The sequence below is a fragment of the Azospira sp. I13 genome, from assembly GCF_003112695.1.
GTDB lineage: Bacteria > Pseudomonadota > Gammaproteobacteria > Burkholderiales > Rhodocyclaceae > Azospira.
In genome coordinates, this window is the sequence record NZ_BFBP01000010.1 from 227,740 (window position 1) to 247,996 (window position 20,257).

The 20,257-nt window shown below is 64.9% G+C and carries 17 protein-coding genes and 1 tRNA gene; 2 read left to right on the top strand and 16 right to left on the bottom strand.

The window, feature by feature from the left end:
• Positions 1-90: 90 nt before the first annotated feature.
• The 6 genes from AZSI13_RS09790 to rpsU form a co-directional block, all read right to left on the bottom strand.
• Positions 91-579, bottom strand: a complete 489-nt coding sequence (locus tag AZSI13_RS09790) for an N-acetyltransferase (protein ID WP_109040985.1) — start codon at positions 577-579, stop codon at positions 91-93.
• 50 nt (positions 580-629) lie between these two features.
• Positions 630-708 (bottom strand) — tRNA-Ile (locus tag AZSI13_RS09795).
• Positions 709-726: 18 nt separating this feature from the next.
• Positions 727-2,688, bottom strand: a complete 1,962-nt coding sequence (gene rpoD / locus AZSI13_RS09800) for an RNA polymerase sigma factor RpoD (RefSeq protein ID WP_109040986.1) — start codon at positions 2,686-2,688, stop codon at positions 727-729.
• Between the two features lie 80 nt (positions 2,689-2,768).
• Positions 2,769-4,523, bottom strand: a complete 1,755-nt coding sequence (gene dnaG / locus AZSI13_RS09805; RefSeq protein WP_109040987.1) for a DNA primase — start codon at positions 4,521-4,523, stop codon at positions 2,769-2,771.
• A 28-nt stretch (positions 4,524-4,551) separates the two neighbouring features.
• Positions 4,552-4,998: a GatB/YqeY domain-containing protein gene (locus tag AZSI13_RS09810; protein WP_109040988.1), complete on the bottom strand. Its 447-nt coding sequence runs from the start codon at positions 4,996-4,998 to the stop codon at positions 4,552-4,554.
• Between the two features lie 156 nt (positions 4,999-5,154).
• Entirely contained in the window at positions 5,155-5,367 is a 213-nt protein-coding gene (gene rpsU, locus AZSI13_RS09815; protein WP_109040989.1) for a 30S ribosomal protein S21, read from the bottom strand.
• A 113-nt stretch (positions 5,368-5,480) separates the two neighbouring features.
• Between rpsU and tsaD the strand changes: the two genes are divergently transcribed.
• Complete coding sequence (gene tsaD, locus AZSI13_RS09820; RefSeq protein WP_109041040.1) at positions 5,481-6,530, top strand: tRNA (adenosine(37)-N6)-threonylcarbamoyltransferase complex transferase subunit TsaD; 1,050 nt, start codon at positions 5,481-5,483, stop codon at positions 6,528-6,530.
• A 56-nt stretch (positions 6,531-6,586) separates the two neighbouring features.
• On the opposite strand, the gene AZSI13_RS18200 is transcribed toward tsaD, so the two are convergent.
• The 6 genes from AZSI13_RS18200 to AZSI13_RS09850 form a co-directional block, all read right to left on the bottom strand.
• The gene (locus AZSI13_RS18200; protein WP_109040990.1) at positions 6,587-7,471 is read right to left on the bottom strand and encodes an SPOR domain-containing protein; all 885 of its coding nucleotides are present in this window, start codon (positions 7,469-7,471) and stop codon (positions 6,587-6,589) included.
• Between the two features lie 42 nt (positions 7,472-7,513).
• A complete protein-coding gene (locus tag AZSI13_RS09830; RefSeq protein ID WP_109040991.1) occupies positions 7,514-8,065 on the bottom strand; it encodes a DUF2802 domain-containing protein in 552 nt (183 codons plus the stop codon).
• A gap of 91 nt (positions 8,066-8,156) precedes the next feature.
• On the bottom strand, positions 8,157-8,660 hold the full coding sequence (locus AZSI13_RS09835) for a DUF4442 domain-containing protein (RefSeq protein WP_109040992.1): 504 nt from the start codon (positions 8,658-8,660) through the stop codon (positions 8,157-8,159).
• Between the two features lie 216 nt (positions 8,661-8,876).
• Positions 8,877-10,076 carry an acetyl-CoA C-acyltransferase gene (locus AZSI13_RS09840; protein WP_109040993.1) on the bottom strand — a complete coding sequence of 400 codons (1,200 nt, stop codon included), beginning with the start codon at positions 10,074-10,076 and terminating at the stop codon, positions 8,877-8,879.
• A gap of 17 nt (positions 10,077-10,093) precedes the next feature.
• Positions 10,094-12,481 carry a 3-hydroxyacyl-CoA dehydrogenase/enoyl-CoA hydratase family protein gene (locus tag AZSI13_RS09845; protein ID WP_109040994.1) on the bottom strand — a complete coding sequence of 796 codons (2,388 nt, stop codon included), beginning with the start codon at positions 12,479-12,481 and terminating at the stop codon, positions 10,094-10,096.
• 16 nt (positions 12,482-12,497) lie between these two features.
• Entirely contained in the window at positions 12,498-14,141 is a 1,644-nt protein-coding gene (locus tag AZSI13_RS09850) for a fatty acid--CoA ligase (protein ID WP_109040995.1), read from the bottom strand.
• Between the two features lie 269 nt (positions 14,142-14,410).
• Here AZSI13_RS09850 and AZSI13_RS09855 point away from each other — a divergent pair, with 269 nt between their 5' ends.
• On the top strand, positions 14,411-15,418 hold the full coding sequence (locus tag AZSI13_RS09855; RefSeq protein WP_109040996.1) for an AraC family transcriptional regulator: 1,008 nt from the start codon (positions 14,411-14,413) through the stop codon (positions 15,416-15,418).
• 193 nt (positions 15,419-15,611) lie between these two features.
• Here the strand turns inward: AZSI13_RS09855 and AZSI13_RS09860 are convergent, their stop codons facing one another.
• From AZSI13_RS09860 to AZSI13_RS09875, 4 genes are all read right to left on the bottom strand, one after another.
• The gene (locus tag AZSI13_RS09860; RefSeq protein WP_165833442.1) at positions 15,612-16,907 is read right to left on the bottom strand and encodes an OmpP1/FadL family transporter; all 1,296 of its coding nucleotides are present in this window, start codon (positions 16,905-16,907) and stop codon (positions 15,612-15,614) included.
• Positions 16,908-16,971: 64 nt separating this feature from the next.
• The gene (locus tag AZSI13_RS09865) at positions 16,972-17,370 is read right to left on the bottom strand and encodes an acyl-CoA thioesterase (protein WP_109040998.1); all 399 of its coding nucleotides are present in this window, start codon (positions 17,368-17,370) and stop codon (positions 16,972-16,974) included.
• Positions 17,363-19,294: a 3-hydroxyacyl-CoA dehydrogenase NAD-binding domain-containing protein gene (locus AZSI13_RS09870; protein WP_109041041.1), complete on the bottom strand. Its 1,932-nt coding sequence runs from the start codon at positions 19,292-19,294 to the stop codon at positions 17,363-17,365. Before AZSI13_RS09870 ends, AZSI13_RS09865 begins: the two co-directional genes overlap by 8 nt.
• Positions 19,295-19,309: 15 nt before the next feature.
• Positions 19,310-20,254 (bottom strand): DegV family protein, encoded by a 945-nt coding sequence (locus AZSI13_RS09875; protein WP_109040999.1) that lies wholly within the window; start codon positions 20,252-20,254, stop codon positions 19,310-19,312.
• Between the last annotated feature and the right edge of the window lie 3 nt (positions 20,255-20,257).

A 20,257-nucleotide genomic window follows, 5' to 3' on the forward strand; every position in this document is an offset into this window, starting at 1 on the left:
AGTTCTCGTGGATTGCTCAGCAATGGCGGATGGGCAATGGCCGGCACGGAAACGTAAGACCCAGGCGGGCTCGCCCCGACCATCCAGCGGCTAGAGCAGCTTTTGCAGGAACAGGGCCTGGCCGGCGGCCGGGTCCAGCACATAGGGGGCAAAGCCGGCCCGCTCGTAGGAAGCCAGAGCGCGCCGGTTGTTGGCAAGCACTTCCAGGGTGAGCTTGCAGCAGCCCAGCTCCCGGGCCCGTTGCGCGGCCCAGGCCAGGAGTGCCTGGCCGATGCCGCCCTGGCGCAGGTCCCGCAACACCACGATGTCGTGGATATTAAGCAGGGGCCGGGCGGCAAAGGTGGAAAAGCCGCTAAAGCAGTTGATCAGCCCCACCGGCCGCTCACCCAGCCAGGCCAGGGCACCGTGGTAATGGGGGAGCTCTTGCAGGGCCGGCACCAAGGCAGCCCGCACCTCCGCCGCAAGGCCCTGGCCACCGCCCATGGGGTCAGCCGCGTAGTGCTCGAGCAGAGCCATGAATGCCTCGGCCTGGGACGGTTCGCGAAAATCAACGGCGGCAATGCGGAGCGTATCGGACATGATGGCAAGCCTATAAGAAAAACCCCAACCGGCAAGGGTTGGGGTTCGTTTGGTGGGCCCCCCGGGAGTCGAACCCGGCACCAACGGATTATGAGTCCGCTGCTCTAACCAAGCATGAGCTAGAGGCCCGCTATAACTGCGGACGCCTTAGCTGCCGTTGTTGTCGAGGAAGCTGCGCAGCTTGTCGGAACGGGAGGGGTGGCGCAGCTTGCGCAGGGCCTTGGCCTCGATCTGGCGAATGCGTTCCCGGGTGACGTCGAACTGCTTGCCGACTTCTTCCAGGGTGTGGTCCGTATTCATTTCGATGCCGAAGCGCATACGCAGCACCTTGGCTTCCCTCGGGGTCAGGGTATCCAGGATTTCCTTGGTCACTTCCCGCAGGCCGGAGTAGAGGGCCGCATCCACCGGGGCGGTGGTAGCGGTGTCCTCGATGAAGTCGCCCAGGTGGGAGTCGTCATCGTCGCCGATGGGGGTTTCCATGGAGATGGGCTCCTTGGAGATCTTCAGGATCTTGCGAATCTTCTCCTCGGGCATTTCCATCTTCACGGCCAGGGTGGCGGGATCGGGCTCGGCACCGGTTTCCTGCAGGATCTGGCGGGAAATCCGGTTCATCTTGTTGATGGTCTCGATCATGTGCACCGGAATACGGATGGTGCGCGCCTGGTCAGCGATGGAGCGGGTGATGGCCTGACGGATCCACCAGGTGGCGTAGGTGGAGAATTTGTAGCCACGGCGGTATTCGAACTTGTCCACCGCCTTCATCAGACCGATGTTGCCTTCCTGGATCAGGTCGAGGAACTGCAGGCCACGGTTGGTGTACTTCTTGGCGATGGAGATCACCAGACGCAGATTGGCCTCGGTCATTTCGCGCTTGGCGCGGCGGGCCTTGGCTTCGCCGGTGGACATCTGCTTGTTGATGTCCTTGAGGTCCTTCAGCGGGATGCCGATGTGATCCTGCAGGGCCAGCAGTTTGCGCTGCTCTTCCTGAATATTCGGTGCCTGGCGAGTCAGGATGGGGCCGTACCCCTTGGCCACAGCGATTTCCTTCTCGACCCACTCCAGGTTGATTTCATTGCCCGGGAAAGACTTGATGAAGTGGGGACGCGGCATGCCGACCTTGCGCACGCACAGTTCCTGAATCTTGCGCTCCCGTTCGCGTACGGAATCGACCATGCTGCGCACGCTGTCGCACAAGCGCTCGATCACCTTGGAGGTGAAGCGAATGTTCATCAGCTCGGCGGAAATCTGCTGTTGCAGCTTGAGGTAAGTCTTGTCCTGGGAACCCTTGGAGGCCAGGGCCTTGGCAGCCTTGGCATAGAGGCCCTTGATGACGGCAAAGCGCTCCAGGGCGTCGGCCTTGAGCTGCAGCAGGGAGGCGGAAACGGCACCACCTTCACCACCGTCATCATCCTCTTCTTCGTCCTCTTCCTCGTCGCTCTCGACTTCGGCTTCTTCGGCAGCCAGCTCTTCCTCGGCAGCATTGGGGTCGATGAGGCCGTCCACCAGCTCATCAATGCGCATCTCTTCCTTTTCCACCTTCTCGGCCATTTCGAGAATCTCGGCAATGGTGGAAGGACAGGCGGAAATGGCCTGGATCATGTGCTTCAGGCCGTCTTCGATGCGCTTGGCGATTTCGATTTCGCCTTCGCGGGTGAGCAGTTCGACGGTACCCATTTCGCGCATGTACATGCGCACCGGGTCGGTGGTGCGGCCGAATTCGGAATCCACGGTGGACAGGGCGGCTTCGGCCTCCTCTTCCACTTCCTCGTCGTCGGCAACCGCAGGGGCGGTATCGGACATGAGCAGGTCTTCGGCGGCAGGTGCCTCATCGAAGACCTGGATGCCCATGTCGTTGAAGGTGGTGATGATGGATTCGATCTGCTCGGCATCCACCACGTCGTCAGGCAGGTGGTCGTTGATTTCGGCATAGGTCAGGAAGCCCCGTTCCTTGCCGAGCTTGATCAGCGACTTGAGGCGCGTCTTGCGGGTTTCTGCATCCACCGGAGCCGCCGCCTCAGTTGCACCGGAGGCCTCCAGCAGCGCCTTCTCCTTGGCCTTAGAGGCCTTGGCCTTGAGGATTTCCTTGGCTGCGTCTTTTGCCTTTGCCATGACCGTGTCCCGATAATCTTGGAAAAACCGCTTATTCTACCACAACTTGGCTCATTTCCCCCGAGCCTTGGCTCCGGGGATCAATCACCGCTCCCGGCGGCAAGGCCGGCCTTGCGCAAACGTTCGCGCTCCTGCAACAGATGCACGAATTCGTGCTTTTCTTCGGCATCCAGACCAATACTGGCAGCCTTTTGTTGCAAACGTCGGAACTCCTGTTCCACCCAGTTCACTTCCAGTCGAGCCAGGGCGCCGGAAAACTCCAGTTCCGCCTCTTCATCGCCGAGCGGGCGCTGCAGCAGGCTGGCTGCCGCAGCCTTCAGCACCGCATCGTCGTCGCTACCGTACAGCCGCTCTAACAGCAGGGTGCTACTGGGTAGAGAGGCTTCGCGCCCGATCTGCTCGCAAAGCCGACGGAGGGTGCGCGTTTCGACACTGTCCGCCGGCAGCCAGTTCAATGGCAGACGGGATGCCAGGTCCGGCCGGTGCAAGACCAGGCGCAGCAGGGTGCGGGCCAGGGAGGGCGCCTGCCGCGGCGCCCGAGCCGGAGCCGCCCGGGCCACCGGCTTGAGATCACAGAGCCGCTCCACTTCCCCCTGGGAAAAGCCGCTCGCCTCCGCCAGGCGCTTCACCAGCTGCAAGCGCAGCAGCGGCGTGGACAGGCGCTGGATCAGGGGCTTGGCCTCGTACACCAGCTTGGACTTGCCCTCGGAGGTGGTCAAATCGCAGTGGCTCGCCAATTCCTTGAGCAGGAAGTCGGAGAGGGGCATGGCCCGGTCGATCATGCTCTCGAAGGCCTCCCGCCCCAACTCCCGCACATAGCTGTCGGGATCATGCTCCGGCGGCAGAAAGACAAATCCGATGCTCTTGTTGTCCGCCAGGGTCTCCAGGCTGTTCTCCAGCCCACGCCAGGCGGCCTTGCGGCCGGCCGCATCCCCGTCGAAGCAATAGACAATGCGATCCACCTGGCGCAGCAGTTTCTGCACGTGGGTGGCGGTGGTGGCGGTACCCAGAGTCGCCACCGCATTGCCGACTCCATGCTGGGCCAGGGCCACCACATCCATGTAGCCCTCCACCACGATCACCGTGTTCTTTTCCCGCAGGGCCTGGCGGGCCTGGGGCAGGCCAAACAGCTCGCGCCCCTTTTCGAAGAGGGGCGTTTCCGGTGAATTGAGGTACTTTGGCTCCCCCTGGTCGATGACCCGACCGCCAAAGGCAATGACCTCCCCCTTTTGGTTGATGATGGGGAACATCACCCGGTCGCGGAAACGGTCATAGCGCCGCCCCTGGTCGTTCTCGATGACCAGGCCAGCCGTCAGCAATTCGGGAGCGTTGTAGTTGGGGAAGGAAGCCTGCAGGTTCTGCCAGCCATCCGGGGCATAACCGATGCGGAACTTGAGGGCGATCTCGCCGGTGAGGCCGCGCCGCTTGAGATAGTCCTTGGCCTTGTCCGACTGCTTGAGCTGGTCGAAGAAATACTGGGCGGCCTTGCCCATGACCTCGGTTAGCTCCGTGGTGCGCGGCCCATCATGGCGCTGCCGCCCGGCCTCCTCCGGCACCGTCATCCCCATCCGGCCGGCCAGGTCCTTTACCGCATCCACAAAGCCCTGGCCGGAATACTCCATGAGAAAGCGAATGGCCGTGCCATGGGCGCCGCAGCCGAAGCAGTGATAGAACTGCTTGGTCGGGCTGACAGTGAAAGAGGGCGATTTTTCGTTGTGAAAAGGGCAACAGGCGGCGTAGTTGGCCCCCGCCTTCTTCAGCGGCACATACCCGTCGATCAGGTCGACGATGTCGACCCGATGCAACAGATCCTGGATGAAGGACTCGGGAATCACGGCGCAGACGGCCGGCAGGCAGCCGGAATCAAGCGGAAAGCTTGGCCTTGACCAGCTTGGAGACTTCCGCCATGTCGGCCTTGCCAGCCAGGGCGGGCTTGAGGATGGCCATCACCTTGCCCATGTCGGCGGCGGAAGCGGCACCGCTCTCAGCCACCGCCGCGTCCACTGCAGCGGCGATTTCGGCCTCGGACAAGCCGGCCGGCTTGTAGGCGGAGAGCACGGTCACTTCGGCCTTTTCGGCATCAGCCAGGTCCTGGCGGCCTGCGGCCTCGTACTGGGTGATGGAATCCTTGCGCTGCTTCAGCATCTTGTCGATGACAGCGGCAATAGCGGCATCGTCCAGCACCACCTGCTCATCCACCTCTTTTTGCTTGATGGCGGCCAGCAACAGGCGAATGGCGGCCAGACGGGCCGTTTCCTTGGCCTTCATAGCGGCCTTCATGTCTTCGGAGATGCGTTCCTTGAGCGTCATGGAAAAGGATCCTGAGAAATTTTGGCGAAGTCTTGGCACTTCAGCGGTATCGAATCGCCCGTAGCGGCAGGGACACCAAAGCGCCGGCCCATAAACACCAAAAGCCGCCCACCTGGCGATGGACGGCTCTTGCAGCGTCAGGAAAACCTGGGAAGCTTAGAACAGCTTCGGGGGCAGGGTCTGGCTGCGGATCCGCTTGTGGTGACGCTTGACCGCAGCAGCCAGCTTGCGCTTGCGCTCGGCGGTGGGCTTTTCGTAGAACTCGCGGGCGCGAAGTTCGGTCAGCAGACCAGTTTTTTCAACAGTGCGCTTGAAGCGGCGAATCGCAACTTCGAAGGGCTCGTTTTCCTTGACGCGAATAGCAGGCATTGAATTCAGTCCCAAACAACGGTGAGAGAAAGCCGGCAATTCTATCTAAAGGTCAACGGTTTACCAAGGGGTTTACAAGAATTTTCTCGTCACCCTGAGTTAGAATGGCGCCCATGCTTGTTCTCGGCATCGAATCCTCCTGCGACGAAACCGGTATCGCCCTCTATGAAATGGGCGAAAACGGTCGCGGCGCCCTCCTCGGCCACGCCCTGCACTCCCAGATCGCCATGCATCGGGAGTACGGCGGGGTCGTCCCCGAACTCGCCTCCCGGGACCACATCCGCCGCGTCGTGCCGCTCCTCCGCCAGGCCCTGGTGGATAGTGGCAAGAGCTTGGCCGATGTGGATGCCGTCGCCTACACCCAGGGCCCCGGCCTGGCCGGCGCCCTGCTGGTGGGCGCCGCCTTCGCCGAAGGCCTGGCCACAGCCCTGGGCAAACCCACGGTGCCGCTGCACCACCTGGAAGGGCACCTGCTTTCGCCGCTGCTCTCGGCTTCGCCGCCCAGCTTCCCCTTCATCGCCCTGCTGGTTTCCGGCGGCCACACCCAGATCATGCGGGTCAGCGGCGTCGGCCACTACGAACTGCTGGGCGAAACCTTGGACGATGCCGCCGGCGAGGCCTTCGACAAGACAGCCAAACTGCTCGGCCTGGGCTACCCCGGCGGCCCGGCCCTGGCCCAGCTGGCCGCCAGCGGTCGCCCGGAGGCCGTCACCTTCCCCCGCCCCATGCTGCATTCCGGCGATCTGGACTTTTCCTTCTCCGGCCTCAAGACGGCGGTGCTGACCCATGTGCGGGGCAAGGAACTGGATGAACAGACCCGGGCCGACGTTGCCCGGGCCGTGCAGGATGCGATTGTCGATGTACTGGTGGCCAAAGCCATGGCCGCCATCAAGAAGACCGGCATGAAGCAACTGGTGGTGGCCGGTGGCGTCGGCGCCAACCGGGAACTGCGGCAGCGCCTGAACGCCAAAGCAGTGAAGGCCCGGGTGCAGGTGTATTACCCGGAACTGGAATTCTGTACCGACAACGGCGCCATGATCGCCCTGGCCGGCGCCCTGCGCCTGGCCGCCGGCAACCCCGCCAAGCCCGCCGGCGCCATCGCCATCAAGCCGCGCTGGCCCCTGGCCGACCTCACTGGACAGCCGGACTCGCCGCCCGCCTGAACGGCACTACACCCCGCCTTTCCTACCTCACTCGGAAACCATGCCCGGCAAGCCGCTCAGCGGCGGACGCCGGGAGGCGGCACCAGGACGGACTCCAGGCCCAGGCTCTTCAACTTGGCCCGGGCAGCCTCAGCCTCTTCCCTGGATTTGAAGGGCCCCACATTGACCCGGGATTCGATGCTCGAGGCAATACCGTTGAGCTGCAGCTTGGCATGCAGCTCCTCCGCTCGCTCCGTACTGCTGAAAACCCCCGCCTGCACGACAAAGCCCGAGAACAGCCGGGGCGGCGCGGGCTGAGGACGGGGACCAATGGGCAAGGGTTGTACCGAGGCCGGCGCCTGGGCCGGAGCCTGCGCTGGCACATGGGCAGGTGGCGTCACCGCTCCATGGGTTACGGGCGAGGGCGCAACAGCCGGTGCCGCAGCCGATGGTGCCGTCGCCACCCCACGGGGGGCCGGCACGGCAGCGCGCACGGCCCCGCTGGCGGCCGGCTGAGGCACAAAGGGCGTGGCCCGGGAAGCGGCAGCGCGGGGCGCTGCGGCCGGCTGCGCCGCCACCTGGGGCGGCGGCGGCAGATCAGGGGCCGGCTTGCCCTTGTCCGCCGGCGCGGCAGACAACTCCGGCTCGGCCGGCGCTTCCGCAGCTTTCTCCGCCGGAGCCGGCGGTGGCGGCAGGGATTCCACGGGCGTCACCGGCTGAGCCACTTCCTTGGGGGCAGGAGCCGGCTCCACCGCCGTCACTTCCTCTTCCTCATGGGGCTTCGAAAGGTGGTCAAACAGGGCCAGGGCCGCCAGCAGTACGGCGATCATGACGCCAGCAAAGGCCATGCGACGCCCCAGGCGCTGCTTGATTTCCGCCTGGGGATCCGTTGCTGCAGCAGCCTTTTGCTTGGAGGCCACCTTGGCCGCAGCCGGTCGGGCCGCCGCTTTCTTTTCTGCCATGGTCACCCTTTCCTGGTGTTCTTCGGTCCGCACATCGCCCGCTCACTCCCCCTGATTGCGGGCCAGGGCCACCACCAGATCGGCTTCTGCCCGGGCAATGCCGCAACGCTCGGCAATGGTTTCCGCATCGTGCCCCAGCATGGCCATCTGCATGGCATCACTGTAGAGGGGCGACATGTTCTGGGAAGCCTTGATCTGGCCGACCTGGCCGCGCATTTCCTCGCGCAGCTTGGCAAATTCATGGCGCAGCACAGCAACTTCTTCCCGCAACTGGCCCAGTTCCACTTCCACCGCCTTGAAATACTGCTCTTCGGCAAAGACCTTGGCGGCAGGCGGCTCGTTCCAGGCGAAGGAGGGTTTTTCTTCCGGGCGGGCATAGATGGGCTCAGGATGCTCATCCCCCGCCTCAGCATCCGTCGTATCGAGCTGGGGGGCGGCAGGAGGCACCTTGGCCCCCTCCTCGCCCTTGCGCCGGCCCAGGCGTTTCAGGCGTAGCATGACGATGAGGATGTACAGCCCGAGCAGGGCGATCAGCCCCACAACGGCTTCCCGCCAGCCGAGACCGGCCGAGGCCAGCCAAGCGTCGAAATTCATGGTGTGGGAAGGGCTTGTGCAGTCATGGGCACGTATTATGCCAGAGGGCTCCCGCCCGGCGGGACTCTTAACAGCCGGGTTGCCAGGCGGCTCAGGCCGCCATCTTGCTGCGGTAGAAATCCTTGCTGGCGATATAGACGGTCCGCGCCACCTGGGTATGCAACACGCCGTGCCGATCCTTCAGATCCACCAGGTAGGTACGCTCGCACTCCCCCAGGCGGGCGACGATGCTGCGCACCTCGGCGACCTCCTCGTCGTTGATGTGGAACTCGGCGAACAGGGGCGCCCGTCCCGGCTTGCGGTAGCGAATGCTGCCGGCCTTGTCCCAGATGATGTAGTCGGGCCCCAGCTGCAGGGCCAGCAAGGTGGGATGAAGGCCATCGGTGGTGGCAAACAGGGCCCCACCAAAAATGGTGCCGACGGCATTGCGCGTCCCCCGGTTGAGAGGCAGCTTGACCACGATACGCTTGAGATCGGCGGAAACGTGGATGACCCGGCCGCCGGTAGCGCGCCAGGCAGGAAACCAGTTGAAGCCCCAGCGCAGGAAGGCGGGGCGCCAGGTGGGCGGCAGTTTTTTCCACCATTTGGGCAGCATGGCGTTCTCCTTGGGGATAGGGACAGCGGTGACGGCCAGCGTCCCGCGGTTCTGTTTTAGGGCCGGGCAATGACAGGGCCATGACACCGGCTGCGGGCACCACGCACGGGCACCCGCCAACGACATCGGGCAATAGCCCGTGGCGTTGACGGCAAAAAGCCCCGACCGGCGCAGTCTCCCGCGGGAGACCGGCACCAGCCGGGGCTGTACAACAGCTTACATCGCTTCGAACAGACCGGCGGCGCCCATGCCGGTGCCGATGCACATGGTGACCATGCCCCACTTCTTGTTTTCCCGCCGCATGCCGTGCACCAGAGTGGCGGTGCGGATGGCGCCGGTAGCACCCAGGGGATGGCCGAGGGCGATGGCGCCGCCCTGGGGATTGATCTTGGCCGGGTCCAGACCCAGTTCCCGGGTCACCGCCAGGGCCTGGGCGGCGAAAGCCTCATTCAGCTCGATCCAGTCCAGGTCGTCCTGCTTGATGCCGGCCTGGGCCAGGACCTTGGGAATGGCGGCAATGGGGCCGATACCCATGATCTCCGGCGGCACGCCGGCCACGGAGAAGCCGGCGAAGCGGGCCAGGGGCTGCAGGTTGAACTGCTTGAGGATCTTCTCGGAGACCAGCAGCACGGCACCGGCACCGTCGGACATCTGGGAGGAGTTGCCGGCGGTGACGCTGCCCCGGGCGTTGAACACGGGCTTCAGCTTGGCCAGGCCCTGCAGGCTGGAATCAAGCCGGGGGCCTTCGTCGGTGTCGCAGACCTTCTCGACGATGCGCACGGTGCCGCTCTTCAAGTCCGGCAGGTGGGCGCGCACGGTGTAGGGGCTGATTTCGTCCTTGAACTTGCCGGCGGCGATGGCGGCCACGGCCTTCTGGTGGGAGGCCACGGCGAAGGCATCCTGGTCGTCACGGCTGATACCCCACTTCTGGGCCACCTTCTCGGCGGTGAGGCCCATGCCGTAGGCGATGGCCACGTTCTCGTCCTTCTCGAAAATGGCCGGGTTGAGGGACACCTTGTTGCCCATCATCTGGGACATCAGGCTCATGGTCTCAGTGCCGGCGGCCAGCATAACGTCGGCCTCGCCCAGGCGGATGCGGGCGGCGGCATCGGCCACGGCCTGCACGCCGGAGGAACAGAAGCGGTTGATGGTGATGCCCGGCACGGTGTCCGGCAGGCCGGCCAGCAGCAGGCCGATGCGGGCCACATTCATGCCCTGCTCGGCTTCCGGCATGGCGCAACCGACGATCACGTCTTCCACCAGGGCCGGGTCCAGCTGGGGCACCTGGGCCATGACGGACTTGAGGGCGTGGGCCAGCATGTCGTCGGGACGGGTGGTCTTGAACATGCCGTTGCGCTTGGCCACCGGCAGGCGGGTGGCGGCGACGATGTAGGCGTCTTGTACTTGTTTGGTCATTGTTTGTCTCCTTCCCCTTAGTTGCGCAGGGGCTTGCCGGTCTCAAGCATGTGCTTGATGCGGGCCTGGGTTTCCGGGGTCTTGAGCAGTTCGACGAATTCGCGGCGCTCCACGGTGAGCAGCCATTCGTCGTCCACCCGGCTGCCCTGCTCCACGTCGCCGCCGCACAGGGCGATGGCGGCGGAGCGGGCCACCCGGTAATCGTGGGCGGAAATGAAACCGCCCTCCTTCATGTTCACCAGCATCATCTCCAGGGTGGCGATGCCGGGACGGCCGGCCACCGGGATGTTGCGGGCCCGCAGGGGCGGACGGTAGCCGGCGGCAGCCATGGCCCGGGCGCGGGCGATGGCGACGAACAGCAACTCCTGGGCATTGAAGACGATGTCGTCCGACTCCTTGCCGAAGCCCATCTCCTGCACCTCCAGGGCGCTCTTGGCCACCTTGGCCATGGCGATGGTCTGGAAGACGTTCTGCAGGAAGGGGAACAGTTCGCCGCCGGCCTGGCGGGCACCGAACTGGGCGGCGCGGATGGCGAATTCCTTGCAGCCACCGCCGGCAGGAATCAGGCCGACGCCCGCTTCCACCAGACCGACGTAGCTTTCCAGGGCCATGACGCGATGGGCCGCATGCATGACGAACTCGCAACCGCCGCCCAGGGCCATGCCCTGCACAGCCGCCACGGTGGGCACGTTGGCGTGCTTCAAGGCCATGGAGGCATGCTGGAACTTGGCCACGGTCTTTTCAAGCAGGTCGAATTCACCCTTGGCGCAGGCTTCGCCCACCTGTTGCAGGTTGGCGCCGACGGCGAAGGGGGCTTCGTGCCATACCACCAGGCCGTCGAATTCCCGCTCGGCCCGGGCCACGGACTCCAGCACCCCGTCCAGCACTTCGTCGCCGATCGCGTGCATCTTGGAGGTGATGGAGAGGATGGCGATCTTCGGGTCCTGGGCGTGGGTCCACAGACGCACCCCGCTGTTTTCCCAGACGGTCTCGCCCCGGGCGGCGGGGGCTTCGCCCAGCACGGTCTCGGGATAGAGCTGGCGGCCGTACACCGGCAGGGTGGAACGGGGCTTGAGGCTCTTCTCGGCGGCGGACCAGGAGCCGGCGGGGGCATGAACCCCATCACGCTCCATGACCCAGGCCGGCAGGGGCGCCTTGCTCATGGACAGGCCGGCATCGATGTCGGTCTGCACCGCTTCGGCGATAGCTTTCCAGCCGGCGGCCTGCCAGGTCTCGAAGGGGCCCATGGCCCAGCCGAAGCCCCAGCGCATGGCGAAATCCACGTCCCGGGCGTTGTCGGCGATGGATTCCAGGTGGAAGGCGCAGTAGTGGAAGACGTCCCGGTAGATGGCCCAGAGGAACTGGGCCTGCTTGTGACCGGAGGCGCGCAGGGCGGCGAACTTCTCGGCCGGGTTGCGGATCTTGAGAATCTCAGCCACTTCCGGAGCGATTTCGCCGGCGGAGGTGCGGTAGTCCTGCTGGGCCAGGTCCAGCACCTGGATTTCCTTGCCCTGCTTACGGAAGATGCCGCCCTTGGTCTTCTGGCCCAGGGCGCCCTTCTCGATCAGGGCGGCCAGCCAGGCGGGCGCCTGGAAGTGGCTGTGCCACGGGTCGCCGGGCAGGGTGTCCTGCATGGTCTTGACCACGTGGGCCAGGGTGTCCAGGCCCACCACGTCGGCGGTGCGGTAGGTGGCGCTCTTGGGACGGCCGATCTTGGGGCCGGTCAGGGCATCCACCTCGTCGAAGCCCATGCCCAGACGCTGGGTGTGGTGCATCACCGCCAGGATGGAGAAGACGCCGACCCGGTTGGCGACGAAGTTGGGGGTATCCTTGGCCCGCACCACGCTCTTGCCGAGGCGGGAGACCAGCCAGGTTTCCAGGCGGTCCAGCATGGCCGGAGCGGAATCGGTGGTGGCGATGATTTCCACCAGGGGCATGTAGCGGGGCGGGTTGAAGAAGTGGATGCCGCAGAAGTTGGCCCGCTTCTCCGCCGGCACGGTGGCCGACAGCTTGTTGATGGACAGGCCCGAAGTGTTGGAGGCGACGATGGCACCGGCCTTCAGGTGGGGCGCGATCTTGCGGTAGAGGTCTTCCTTCCACTCCATCTTCTCGGCGATGGCCTCGATCACCAGGTCGCACTCGCCCAGGAGGGCCAGGTGCTGCTCGTAGTTGGCGGCATCGATATGGGCCAGGCGCTCCTTGCTGGCCAGGGGGGCCGGGTCGAGCTTCTTCAAGCCGTCCAGGGCCTTCTTCACGATCCCATTCGGATCACCTTCCTTGGCCGGCAGGTCGAAAAGCACCACCGGCACATCGGCGTTGGCGAGGTGGGCGGCGATCTGGGCCCCCATCACGCCCGCGCCGAGCACGGCGGCCCGACGGACGATCAGTTTGCTGTTCTCACTCATGGTCTTATGGTCTCCTTCACTTCACTAGTTGTTCGCGCATGGCGCGCTTGTTGAGCTTGCCCACACTGGTCCGCGCCAGACTTTCGACGAAGCGGACGTTCTCGGGCACGCCGTATTTGGAAATATGGCCCTGGTCGGCAAAGACCTTCACATGGGTCTGTATGTCTTGGACCGATACCTGGCCGGCAAAGCCCGGCTTGAGCACCACCAGGGCCAGGGGCCGCTCGCCCCACTTCTCGTCGGGCACGCCGATGACGGCCACTTCGCTCACCGCCGGGTGGCGGCCGATGAGGTCCTCCAGTTCGAGGGAGGAAACCCACTCGCCACCGGTCTTGATCACGTCCTTGATGCGGTCGGTGACCTGCAGGTATCCCTGGGGGTCGATGTGGCCAATGTCCTGGGTATGCAGCCAGCCGCCATCCCACAGATGCTCAGAAGCCTCCGGGTTGTGCAGATAGCCCTGAGTCAGCCAGGGCGTACGCACCACCACCTCGCCGGCACTCTTGCCGTCCCGCGGGCAATCGTCCATTTGGGCATCCACGGTGCGCAGGGCCACCAGGGGCACGGGTCGGCCGGTCTTCACCCGCACCGCCACGTTGGCCTCGGCATCGGCCAGCAGCGCCGGATCTTCCATCTGGGCCAGGGTGAGGATGGGACAGGTCTCGGACATGCCATAGCCGGTGAAGACGTCGATGCCCCGCTCCAGGGCCGTCTTGGCCAGGCCCGTGGTGAGGGCGGAGCCGCCGATGATGACCTTCCACTTGGAAAGGTCCACCTGCTTGCCATAGGGCGTCAGCAGCAGCATGTGCAGGATGGTGGGGACGCAGTGGGAGAAAGTGACCTTCTCCTTCTCGATCAGCTTGAGGATAGCCTCGGGCTGGTAGCGCCCCGGATAGACCTGCTTCACCCCCGCCAGGGTGGCGATGTAGGGCATGCCCCAGGCGTGCACATGGAACATGGGGGTCAGGGGCATGTAGATGTCGTCCCGGTGGAAGCCCCCCTGCTTGGGCGCCAGAGCCAGGGCGGAACAGACGGCCAGGGTGTGCAGCACCAGCTGGCGGTGGCTGAAATAGACGCCCTTGGGCAGGCCGGTGGTGCCAGTGGTGTAGAAGGTGGTGGCCCGGGTGTTTTCGTCGAAATCGGGGAAGTCGTAATGGTCCGGGCAGTCGGCCAACAGGGCTTCGTATTCACCGGCGAAGCCGGCCGGCAGATCGCCCCCCTCGTCGTCCAGGAGAATGAACTGCTTCACCGTGGCCAGCTCGCCGCGGATCTGCTCCAGCACCGGCAGGAATTCCCGGTTGACCAGCAGCACCGTGGCCTGGGCATGGTTCAGGGTGTACAGGATCTGATCCGGGGATAGACGGACATTCACCGTCTGCAACACCGTACCCAGCATGGGCACGGCGAAGAAGCATTCCAAGTAGCGGTGGCTGTCCCAATCCATCACCGCCACCGTCTCGCCGGCCTGGGCGCCCAGGCGGGTCAGGGCGTGGCCCAGTTGATGGATGCGGCGGGCCATGTCGGCGTAGGTGTGGCGCCGCTTGTCGGCATAGACGATTTCCTGCTCGGGCGCCGTGGCCAGGGGGGTATGCAGGAGCTGCTTGATGAGCAGGGGGTAGCTGTAGGCCGAAGGCGTGACCGGGATGTTTTGCAGGGGCATGGGGGTTGTCTCCTCGCTTTTGTTTGGCGTGCTGTTTATTGCCTGCCGGCCGGGGACTTCTGCCCCATGGCAACATGCGATTTACGCCGGCAGATGCCCGTATTCATCCGCCCGACGGAAAAACCGACATAGACCGGCAAGCCGCTTGAATCCATCAACAATCCGGATTTCGTCGCTGATTCTACGAACAGCCCCACCCCGTCCCGATGGCCCCTTGCGCCGAAATACTTGCATAATCGGCCAAATACTCTCCCGCACTGCAACACACCATGCCGTTTACCGACGCCAGTACCGTCCCCATGTCCTTCGTACATAGCCTCCTCGGCGGTACGCCCCTGGATCACCCGGGTCAGGCCGACGCCCTGGTCCGGGCAGGCATTGCCCCGGCGCTGCTGGGCGCCGAAACGGCCCGGGTCACCACGGAGCAGTTCGCCACCCTGTACCAGTTGCTGGCGCGGGAGCTGGACGACGAACTGCCGGGCATGTTTTCCCGCCCAGTGCGGGCCGGCGCCTTCAAGTTTCTCTGCCTCAGCCTGATGGAATCGGCCAACCTGCAAACCGCCCTGTTCCGCTTCACCCGCTTCTTCCATCTGGTGCTGGACGACTTCGCCATCGAGCTGGCGCGCCAGGACGGCCTCATCCGCATGGCCCTGGTGCCCCAGACCCCGGCGGCCCCAGCCAACACCTTCGGCCAGGAGATCATGCTCAAGCTGATCCACGGCGTCGCCTCCTGGCTGACCGGCCATCGCATGTTGCTGGCCCGGGTGGATTGCGCCTACCCGCGGCCGCGCCACGCCTCGGAATATGGTTTTCTCTACCCGGGACCGGTGCATTTCGGGCAGCCCCTGTCCGCCCTCTACTTCGAGGCGGGCCAGCTGGCCACGCCCATCCGCCAGGACCGCAAGTCCCTCAACACCTTCCTCGCCCGGGCGCCGGGCGACTGGCTCTTCGTTTCCTTCGAGGAACACCCGGTGAGCCAGCGGCTGCGGGAATACCTGGCGCCCCGGCTGGAGCACCCGACAGCGGCCGGCGAAGCGGCGGCGGCCCTGCATCATTCCCTGCGCACCCTCACCCGCCGTCTGGCGGACGAAGGCACCACCTTCCAGGCCCTCAAGGACGAACTGCGCCGGGATACGGCCATCCGCCGCCTCACCACCAGTGACACGCCCATTGCGGTCATCGGCCAGGAGCTGGGCTTCGAGGACCCCAACGCATTCCACCGGGCCTTCAAGAAATGGACCGGCAGCACGCCCGGCGCCTACCGGGTACAACGCTGAGAGAGGATGGGTGCAGAACATGGGTGCCACTTAATTCAAACGAACGTTTGAATTATAGGCAATCCCCTTCCCCCGTCAATAGCCAATACGGCGGTGCATGACTTTTTCCATCCCATCCGCCATCGCCAGACAAAAAAAGCCCCGGCCGCAGCCGGGGCATCTCTCACAGAGGAAGTGGTCGCGAGGACCGGACTCAGAAACTCATGGAGTACTGGACGCCCAGCACCTGCACGGAGCTCTTGTAGTCGCCCAGAATGGTGCCGGTCACGGCGGGGTTGGCGCTGGTTTCGTTGCCCCGGGCATCCTTGGCCTTCACGTAGCTGTAGCCGAAGTCCAGCTTGCTGGTGTTGTTCAGCTTGTACTGGGCGCCGACGGAGTACCAGATACGGTCCTGGTCGGGCAGGCGCGGGGTGCGCAGGCCTTCCTTCACCGGGGACTGGTCAAAGGCCAGACCGACGCGCAGCTTCCAGGCGTCAGTGGCCTGGTAGTTGGCACCGACGGCGACACGCCAGGTATCACGCCAGTTGTAGGTGCTGACCTTGTCGGCGGAGCCGTTGGCGAACTGCACCCGCAGTTCCGGCACGTCGGACCAGCTGGTGCGGCTGACGTCGCCCAGCAGTTCCCACTGGCTGTTGAGCTGGTGAGTAGCGCTGAAGATCAGGGTATCGGGCAGCTTGATATTGACCTTGCCCGCGCCGCTGGTGCCCGCAAAGCCATAGGTGGCAACGGCTACGCCGGCACCGGGACCAGTGAAGCCGGAAACGGCATACTTGCCTTCCAGCTCATGCTTGATGGCGGAGCGATAGGACACGCCCAACTGGGTGGCGGCGGTGGGGCGGAACAACACCCCCAGGTTGTAACCCCAGGCCCAGCTGTTGCCGGAAACCATGAAATTGCCGTCGCGGGAGCCGAAGGGGGCGCCGTTCAGGGCTGTTTCGAGCTGGGCATCGAACTTCTGGTAATTGATACCGCCGCCGATGGAGAAGGCGTCATTCACCCGGTAAGCCAGATTGGCATTCAGGTTGACGGCCTTGACGTCGGTCAGGGTGCCGAAATACTGGCCCTGCCAGCCCTTGGCCCAGTCCGTGCGCATGCCGAAGGGGGCGTTGGCACCCAGACCAAAGGTCAGGTCCTTAGTCAGGGGCAGGGACAGGTAGAAGTTGGGGACGAAAGCCGCATCGCCGCCTTCCACGCCATTCTTCGCCAGATTCGGGTGGCCTGCGGGTGCCCGGGAACTGATGTTGTCGAAGGTGGAATTCAGGTCGATGTAGTTCACGCCGACGGAGAACTGCCGGCCCTGCAGGCTGGACAGACTGGCGGCATTGAAATACTGGGCTGAGGCATTTTCAGCGCTGGCAGCGGAACCGGCGTAGGCATTGCCCAGGCCGGTGGCGTTCTGCTCCAGCAACTGGAAGCCGGCGGCCGATGCGTTGCCGGACAAGGCCCCCAAGACCAACAACGGCAGCAACTTCATGGTCGTTTTCAACATTGGTGATGTCTCCTCTTTTGTGGTTGTGGTTGGGAAGCGGGCTTCCCGGGTAAAACACCTGTACTCAAACCTCCGGCGGCATGTCGCGCTTGTTGCCGCTGGCATCGATGGCCACGTAGGTCAGCGTGGCTTCGGTCACCTTGACGGTGATGGGCTTGAAATAGTTACGCTCGGCATAGACCTCGACGTTGAGGGTGACGGAGGTTTTGCCGACCTTGACGACCTCGGTGTAGAAACTCACCACGTCGCCAATGGAAATGGGCTGCTTGAACTGGAAGGCATTGACGGCCACCGTGGTGACCCGTCCGCGCGCCCGACGCATGGCGGCAACGCCGCCGGCAATGTCCACCTGGGACATGACCCAGCCGCCGAAGATGTCGCCGTTCGGATTCATGTCCGAGGGCATGGTCATCAGGCGCAGGGTGGGTTGCTTTTCGGGCAGTTGGACGGGGGTATCAGACATGTCGGCTCCTGGCGTAGTTGAGCGGGCCGCCCGTGAAGGGGGCGAAACCCGTGCCGAATATTACGCCGGCGTCCGCCAGCTCGGCATCGCCTACGACACCATCGTCCACCAATTGTTGCGTGCGTTTCAGCAGGGGCGCCACCAGGCGCTCGGCCAGGCCGGCCGGCACTGCTCCCGCCGCCCCCTTCTGGATCTTGCCAGCCGGGTAGGCGTAGAAGCCCTTGCCGCTCTTGCGCCCCAGGTCGCCCCGCTCGAAGCGTTGCACCAGGCACTTGGGGGGTTCCACACCGCTACCGGCGAGAGCCTTGCCAGCGGCCATGGCGATATCCAGGCCGACAGTATCCGCCAGCTCGATGGGCCCCATGGGCATGCCGAAGGCCAGGGCGGCTTCATCGACGGTTTCCGGCGCGATGCCTTCATCGACGCAGCGCATGGCTTCCAGCAGATAGGGGCCAAGCACAGCGTTCACCAGGAAGCCGGGGGCGCTCTGCACTGGCAGGGGCAGCTTGTCGATGCTGCGTACGAAGGCACAGGCCTTGCGGGTCATCTCGGCATCGCCGCCCGCAGCGGTGACCACCTCAACCAACGGCATCTTCGCCACCGGATTGAAGAAGTGGATGCCCACCAGGCGCTCCGGCTTTTGCAGCACGGTGCGGATATCTTCCAGGCGCAGGCTGGAGGTGTTGGTGGCGAGCACCGCCTCCGGTTTCATGCGGGCCTCCAGGCCCTTGAGCAGGCTGTGCTTGGCTTCCAGGTTCTCGAAGATGGCCTCGATAACCACGTCGGCATGGGCGGCGCCATGGCCTTCCGGATCGGGGATGAGCCGGTCCATGATGGCCCGCAGCTGCAGCTTGTCCTTGATGCGCTTGGCGAAGCCGGCATGGGCCCGCTGGATGGCGGGGGCGATGCGCGCCACCGTCTGGTCCTGCAGGGTCACGGTCATGCCGCGGCCGGCACACCAGGCGGCGATATCCCCCCCCATGACGCCGGCGCCCACCACGTGCACGCGCTTGGCGGTGAAGTCGCAGTCTTTGCCGAAGCCCTTGAGGCGTTCCTGCAGGCGGAACACCCGCACCAGATTACGGGCGGTGGAAGAACGGACAATGCGGTCGGTAATCTCCGGCGCGGCCAGGGCGTTGCCACCGTACTGAGCCCACAGGTCGATGATGGCGTAGGGTGCCGGGTAGTGTTCGGGGCGGGCCCGCTTGGCCACCTGCTGGCGGGCCTTGCCGGCCACTACGCCCTTGAGGGGACCGGCGAAGAGGCGCTGCATGAAGGGCAGGGGCTTGCGGGTCGGCGGGTTGAGGGCCAGCTGGCGGGCGGCGGATTCCATCACCCGGGGCGGCACACATTCATCGGCGAGGCCCAGGCGCTTGGCCTTTTTCGCATCCACGGTCTTGCCGGCCAGCATCAGGTCCAGGGCCACGGCGGGGCCAACCCGCTCGGGCAGACGTTTCATGCCGCCCCAGCCGGGGAAAATGCCCAGCATGACTTCGGGCAGGCCCAGCTTGGTGCCCGGCTCATCCACCACCAGCAGGGTGCGGCAGGCCAGGGCCAACTCCAGGCCACCGCCCAGGCAGTGGCCGCGCACCAGGGCCAGGGTCGGGTAGGAGACGCCGGCTAGGCGGTTGAAGAGGTCCCAGCCCCGGGCGACCATTGCCTTGGCCGCGGCGGCATCACCCAGTTCGTCGAACTCGGAGATGTCGGCCCCGGCGATGAAGCCGGCGCTCTTGGCGGAGCGGATGATCAGGGCCTTGGGCGGCTGCTTGTCCAGCACGTCCAGCACGCCGGAGAGTTCGGCCATCACGGCCTTGGAAAGGGAATTGGCGCTCTCGCCAGCCTTGTCCAGGGACAGCCAGGCCAGGCCGTCGGCCTCGCGGGTCAGGTGCCAGTGCTGGAAGGCGGTGGCGGCGGAAGTATTCATGTTCATGGTCTACCTTCAGTGAAAGGCATGGCTGCCGGCGGCGAAGGCCAGGGATACCGCCCCCGTGCCCACATTCACCGCAGCGGTGTTGCTCATCATGGAAATCAGGATTTCGACCCCCTGCTCGCGCACGGCGGCCGCCAGTTCGGCATAGCCGGGCAACTTGGGCACACTGTCGGGGTCACCGCCGTAGCTGATGCAGACATGGGGCGACTCCAGACCGGCCCGCACCTGCCGCGCCGCATTGGCGAATAGGCGCTGCACGCCGGCCTCAAAGCCACGCACCTTGGCGATGGAGCGGGTGACATCCTGGTGGCAATGGAGAATGGGCTTCATGTCCAGCATCTGGCCAAGCTTGTAGGTACCCCAGTTGATGCTGGTATCGCCCTTCTTCACTGCCCGCTTGTAGATATGGAACAGGTCTGCCGGCACCAGATAGGTGTGGATCTGGTCGGCCAGCAGACGCAGACGGTTGCCAATCTCGCTAGGCGTGCCGCCGAGACGGATGAGGCGCACCGCCTCCGCCGCCAGCACGGCCTGGCCGGTGAACAGGTTGCGGCTGGACAGCACGCACAGGCCGAAGCGGCCCGGCTTGCCGATTTCCCGGCGCGGGTCCTTGTACTTGGTCAGCACCGAGCGGGAGGCCTGCATGGCGTGGTCGTAGATGGGGCTGCGTTCGCTGGTGATGGTGAGGACGAAGACGTAGTCGTAGTCGATCACCAGGCGATCCAGGAAGACCTGTTCGATCTGGGCCGGCGAATAGGGAATGGATTCGGCAAAATCCTCGCTCTTGCGATCCACATGGGTGGCGTAGAAGCGATGGGTTTCTTCCGGGTCCCGCCGGTCGTGGATCAGGGCGCCGCCGATGCGCAGGGCGATGGGCATGACGACGATCTCGTGGTCGTCGAGGAACTGCCGGGGCAGGTCGCAGCAGGAATCGACAATGATGCCGATGCGCATGGC